3 protein-coding genes are annotated in these 6153 nt (G+C 63.0%); 1 reads left to right on the top strand and 2 read right to left on the bottom strand.

Annotated features, from left to right (window positions below; all coding sequences use genetic code 11):
- Positions 1 to 48: 48 nt before the first annotated feature.
- Together FJ222_11590 and FJ222_11585 are read right to left on the bottom strand one after the other, a co-directional pair.
- Positions 49 to 1728: an AMP-binding protein gene (locus FJ222_11590; GenBank protein MBM4165065.1), complete on the bottom strand. Its 1680-nt coding sequence runs from the start codon at positions 1726 to 1728 to the stop codon at positions 49 to 51.
- A complete protein-coding gene (locus tag FJ222_11585; protein MBM4165064.1) occupies positions 1725 to 3083 on the bottom strand; it encodes a hypothetical protein in 1359 nt (452 codons plus the stop codon). Before FJ222_11585 ends, FJ222_11590 begins: the two co-directional genes overlap by 4 nt.
- A gap of 266 nt (positions 3084 to 3349) precedes the next feature.
- On the opposite strand from FJ222_11585, the gene FJ222_11580 reads away from it, so the two are divergent.
- A partial coding sequence (locus tag FJ222_11580; GenBank protein ID MBM4165063.1) for a helicase occupies positions 3350 to 6153 on the top strand: 2804 nt, incomplete at its 3' end.

The following is a 6153-nucleotide window of genomic DNA, read 5'->3' as shown; positions in this document are numbered from 1 at the left end:
CACCAGATTGTTGATAGACTATATCGAAAATCGTCGCTTCCGTCAACTTCATTCGCTCTCTCCCGGCGTATCGAGTTGGTCCTGATAGACGTGGCGGCGGACTTTTTGTGTGGAGGTCCGTTCCAACGGCTCGCGGCGTATCACGAGCTTGCGGGGATGCTTGTAATCGGAGAGCAGTCGGCATTGCTCCGCGACGATCCGACGCATCAACGACTCGATCTCGCCCCAGCCGGGAGCATGTCCACCATTCTCAGCCGCGATCGCATCGAGATTCGGCACGGCGATCGCCCCGACCTTTTCGCCGACGTCGTGACCCTCCCGATAGCCAATCACCACGATGTCCCGCACCCGCGGATCGAGGGCAATCACCTGCTCGACCTCCTCTGGATAGATGTTCTTGCCTTCGCGGTTGACGATCAGCGCTTTCATGCGGCCGCGGATGGTCAGGTAGCCGTCGGCATCCATCACAGCCAGATCGCCCGTCCGCAGCCACTCGCCGTCAAACGCCTCCGCCGTCGCCCCGGGATTGCGGAAATAGCCTCGCATCACGATCGGTCCGCGCACCTGAATCTCGCCCACCCCCTGCGCGTCGGCTCCGGCGATGCGCACGCTGATGTTCGGCAACGCATAGCCGATCATCCCCGGCCGGGCGTCGTTCACCCGTGACAGGGAGACCACCGGCGCGGCCTCGGTCAGCCCGTAGCCTTCGATCATCCCGAATCCGAGCGCGCGAAAGCCGGTGATCACCGGAACCGGGCAGGGCGCGCCGCCCACGACCAGGAGGCGAAGGCTGCCGCCGAGCCGCCGTCGGACACCGATCCCGACCCACCGGCCCAGCCCGATCGCCAGCAGGAAGCGGGCGACCGCGCTGGCCTTCAGCCGCTCATCGATCTTCTTGAACAGCTTCTCCACCAGAAGTGGCACGGCCATCAGAACGGTCGGCGCGAGCGTCTGGCAGTCCTCGCCGATCGTGCGGAGGCTTTGCACAAAACAGAGGGCGCACCCCCGGGAGAGTGGCACGACGTAATTGCCCATGAAGGCAAAGGAGTGGAACAGCGGCAGCACCACGAGAAAACGGTCGCGCGGGGTGATGTCGGCAAGCACATCAAGGGCACCCGCAGCATCGCTGCAGAAGTTGATGTGCGTGAGCATGGCACCCTTGGGCTTGCCGGTTGTTCCGGAGGTGTAGATGATCGAGGCGATGTCGCTTTCCGAGGGTCTGGAGGTGTCGTAGCGGCTGCCGCAATCCGGAACGGGCGACGCGGTCAGCAGCGCTTCATAGGATTCGGTTCGGCGGGCGGCGATCGCGGCGGGCGCCGGTGGCCCGCCCACCAGCACCACGCTCCGCACGGAGGGAATGTCCGGAAGTACCTCGGCTAGCGTCGCGGCGTGCGACGCCTGGGCGATCACGGCCGCAGCCTGCGAATCATCGAGCATGTGGGCGATTTCGGGTCCGCGCAGACCGGGGTCCATCGGTACCACCGTCACACCGGTGCCGGCCAGGGCGCTGTAGATCTCGACCCACTCGGGACCGTTCTCGAGCATCAGCGCGACGCAATCCCGCCTCGGCTCGACGCCGAGACGGGCGAACCCCTCGGCGGCCCGCCTGATCCGCTCCCCCAGCGCCGCGTACGTCACCCGCACCCATGCGCCATCGCGGGAGTAGACCATCGCCGTTCGCCTGGGGAACCGTGCGACGGCCTCGTCAATCCGTGCCCGAATCGTCATGGCGGATCACCCTCCTCTCCGTGGCGAGGACCGAATTCGGCGATGCGGGATTCCAGATCGCCCAGCAATAGGCCCATGCGGATGGTCAAAAAAGTCGCGGTAACGGCGATGGCGATTGCACAGACGCCCATCAGGTAGCCGGGGACGCCGAGCGTGAGAAAAAAGAAGAGCGCGCAGACCAGACTGGCCAGATAGACCGCCTGGCCGGCCAAAATGGCATTGGGCCGTTTGCGCCAGGCGGCAAGCCCCTCGGCGTGCCCCCGGAGGGTCTGCAGAACGGGGAGACCGCAGGCGACCAGCATGACCCGCATCGCCAGGGGGATGTCGGCGGCTGGCAGATTCTGGATCACGCCGAAATAACCGCCCGCAATGGCCGGAATCTGGCCGAGGAGCAGCACGCAGGCCAGCGCAAGACCCGCGACGCAGGCGAAGCGGAACGTCTGCGCGCCCGCCTGATCGTCGGGAGGGAAGGCCAGCACCACGGCCTGCATCCGGATCGCCGCGAAGCAGGCCGGATTGACAACCCCCATGGCGACATAGTGGATCGGCAGCATCCGCACGGGGTCGGCGGCGCGCGTGATGAAGGCCGCGGTCATGAATCCTGAGAGCGCCAGAAGCAGGCCGCCAAACGACAGCGGGATGCAAAACAGGAATTGTTCGCGCATCGACGGGCACCGGGCCTCGCTCTGCGGCAGGTCGGCCAGAATCGCGCGCGACAATAGCCGCGACACGTAGTATTCGCCAAACACCGGCAGGGTGAAGGCGATGATTCCCGCAATGTGGCCGACAAACCGGGCATGCACGAAAAGATACGACAACAGCACCGTCGCGGCGATCCGCCCCAACGTCGCGGCGTTGGCGGCGGAACTGGCCCGGGCGTTGTAGAGAATCGCCTGATACGGGGTGCGAAGCAGGAACAGGATGTTCGCGGGTATGCTGTAAAGCAGGGTGTCGCGGGCAATGCGCTGCATCCCCGGCTCCAGCGCGAGCAGCCGATCAAAAACCAGATGGTCGAACGGGGGGAGCGAGAGCAGCAGTTGCATCACCACGATGACGATTATGAAGAGCAGACTCAGCCTCTGAAAACGCTCAAATCCAAGGCGCGTTCGTCCGTAAACCATCCCGGTGGTAAGCAGCCCAGCCCCCAACGCGCCGAGCAGAAAAAAAACGGCCTGCCCCTGAGCGAAGGCCCCAAAATCGGCGACACCCCCCGGGCCGCGCGACACGACCATGGCCACCAGCGGATAGGTGAAACTCTGCGAAACCGCCTGGATCACCAGCGGAATGTAAAAGCGGACGGCTCGGACGGGTGTGAACGAGGCGTGCGCATCGGCAGCATGTGTGGAAGGATGCATACGAAAGGGCCGTCAGTATACCCGAAAAAAAGAGAAAGCGGAAAGTGGAAAGCGGAAAGTGGAAAGACAGCCATCGAAATCCGTTCGCAAGCAATCGCTTGCATTGACACCCATCCCCCCACCACCTATACTGCACGCATGCGAACTGCGTCATACCGCACGTTTCCATCTGGGACAGGTTCTTCAGCTCCACGAACAACGTACCGTTTCTCGCCGACTGATTCTCCTGGGACACCCACTCTCCTGATCGCCAAAGAAAGTGACGCATGAGCACACGGTTCTTCACCAACCGTCGCGACAACACCCTGATCGAGAAATTCGCAGGTGTGTTTTCCAACAACCCGGACATCCGCTTCTTCGACGCGCTGGTCGGCTATTTTCGCTCATCCGGCTATTTCGCCCTCCGCCCGCACCTCGCTACTCTTGAAAAGATCCGCATCCTGGTCGGCATCGACGTGGACGAGCGCGCCGCCCGGTGCCAGGAGCGCGGCCTGCTCTTCGACGCTTCGGCCGTCTCGGCTATTGAAACCTTCATGGCGGACGTGAAGCGGGATATCGCAGAGGCCCGTTATGACGCCGCCGTCGAGGCTGGCATCCTGCAGTTCGTCGAAGATGTCGCCTCCAAGAAGGTCGAACTCCGGGCACACCCCTCCCGCAAGCTGCACGCCAAGATCTACATCTTCCGCCCCGCCAACTACAACGAGCACAAACACGGCAACGTTATAACCGGCTCCTCCAATCTCACCGACGCGGGTCTGGGCAGCGGCCACGGCCCGGCCAACTACGAGTTCAATGTCCTGCTCAGCAACTATGAGGATGTGGTGTTCGCCGCCGAGGAGTATGAGGCGCTCTGGGCCGAAGGCGTAGACGTCCTCCCCGCGCGCCTGGCAACCCTTAAGGATGAGACCTACCTCAACGACGCCATCACGCCTTACGAGCTGTACCTCAAGTTTCTGATCGAGTATTTCGGGCGCGGCGTGGAGTTCGACCCGGCAGCCGCCGAAGACCTGCCCGAAGGCTTCAAACGTCTCAGCTATCAGACCGACGCGGTCAACCAGGGCTTTGACCTGCTGCGCAAGCATAATGGTTTCTTTCTTGCGGATGTGGTCGGCCTCGGCAAGACCATCGTGGCCTGCCAGATCGCAAAAAAGTTTTTCTTCTCCAACGGCTATCCCGTCCACGTCGGCCGCACGCTGATCATTGTGCCACCCGCCGTGCGCGACTCGTGGCAGGAGACCGTCGCCCGGTTCCAGCTTCATAATGTGGACATCGTCTCCAGCGGCAGCCTGCACAAGGTGCGGCATCCTGAGCGCTATGACCTCGTGATTGTTGACGAGGCCCACAAGTTTCGCAATGATTCGGCCGAGATGTACGACCAGTTGCAGCGCGTCTGCAAGACCCAGGTGCGCAACACCTCCACCAACCGCCTGGAAAGCAAGAAGATCATGCTGATCTCGGCGACGCCGTTCAATAACTCTCCGCGGGATATCTACAACCTGCTGCTCATGTTCCAGGATGGCAAGGAGACGACGCTCGACGTGGCCAATCTCCAAGGTTTCTTCGCGGAGAGCATGAATGAATGGAAAGAGGCCCGGCAGCTTTCGGCCGCCGAAGCCCGCAAAGCCGTCATGGCGATCACCCGGCGCATCCGCGAGAAGGTGCTCGCGCCCATCACAGTGCGCCGCACCCGCACCGACCTGGATGCGCAGGAGCCCTACAAGAAGGATCTCGCGGCGCAGGGCATCCTCTTTCCCAAGGCCGGAATCCCGCAAAAGATCCTCTATATCCTCAGTCCGGAAATGAACGCCGCCTATGACCGCACGCTTGAGATGATCAGCCGTTCGGCCGGCGGCCTGACGTATAACCGCTACCGTGCCATCCAGTACCTCAAGAGCCCCGAGCTGAAAGCCAAATATCCCAACGCGGACCGGGTCTCCATTCAGCTTGCGGCCATCATGAAGACCCTGCTGGTCAAACGTCTCGACAGCTCATTCCATGCCTTCCGGGCCTCCCTTCGCCGCTTCCGCGACGCGACGGCCGCCATGGTCGCGATGTTCGACGCGGGCCGCGTCTGCATCGCCCCGGAATACAACGTCTCCGCCTACATCCTTGAAGACCGCGAGGAGGAGTTGATCGACCTGCTCACAACCGCCATGGCCTTCGACCCCACCATCACCATTTGCGCGCCCCATGACTTTGCGCCCGGTTTTGTGGACGGTCTGCGCCACGACCTCGCCGTTCTCGACAGCCTCTGCGCCGAATGGGACGCCTTCAACGGCTCCGCTCCGGAGCAGGAGACGGACCCCAAGTTCGACACCTTCATCGAGAAACTCCCCCTCCTGTTCGATCCGGCCCGGAACCCCTCCGGAAAGCTGGTTGTCTTCACCGAATCCGCCGAAACCGCCGCCTATCTTGAAAAGCGCCTCGCCGCCGCCGCGCCCGACCGGCCCGCGCTGCGTATCGACTCCTCCAACCGCAAGGAGAAGCAGGAGGTGATCCGTGCCAATTTCGACGCCAATCTCGATCCCCGCGCGCTCTGGCGTGACGATTTCCCCTTCCTGATCACCACCGAGGTGCTGGCCGAAGGCGTCAACCTCCACCGCGCCAACACCGTGGTCAACTACGACACGCCGTGGAACGCCACCCGCCTGATGCAGCGCCTGGGCCGCGTCAACCGCATCGGCGCCACCGCCTCCCAGATTCACAATATCGTCTTCTTCCCGACCGAGAAGGTCGATCGCGACATCGACCTCCACAAGAAGGCCGTTATGAAGCTTCAGGCCTTCCATACCGCCCTGGGCGAGGATTCGCAAATCTATTCCGAAACCGAAGAGATCGATTCGTTCGGCCTCTTTGACCGTGACATCCAGGAGGAGCGCGACGAGCGCCTCGACTACCTCATGGAACTGCGCCGCTTCAGGACGGCGGAACCGGCCGAATTTCGCCGCATCCAGGCGCTCCCCGTCCGCGCCCGCGTCGGACGCGCCAACAAGGCCAAGTCCGGCGGCACGGTCGCCTTTATCCGCAACCGCCGCCGCGACGCCTTCACCCTCATCCCCGCCGCAGGAGA

Source organism: Lentisphaerota bacterium (assembly GCA_016873675.1).
GTDB lineage: Bacteria > Verrucomicrobiota > Kiritimatiellia > RFP12 > JAAYNR01 > VGWG01.
The sequence above is the reverse complement of the archived record's forward strand: the minus strand, read 5'-3'. Positions and strand labels throughout refer to the sequence as shown.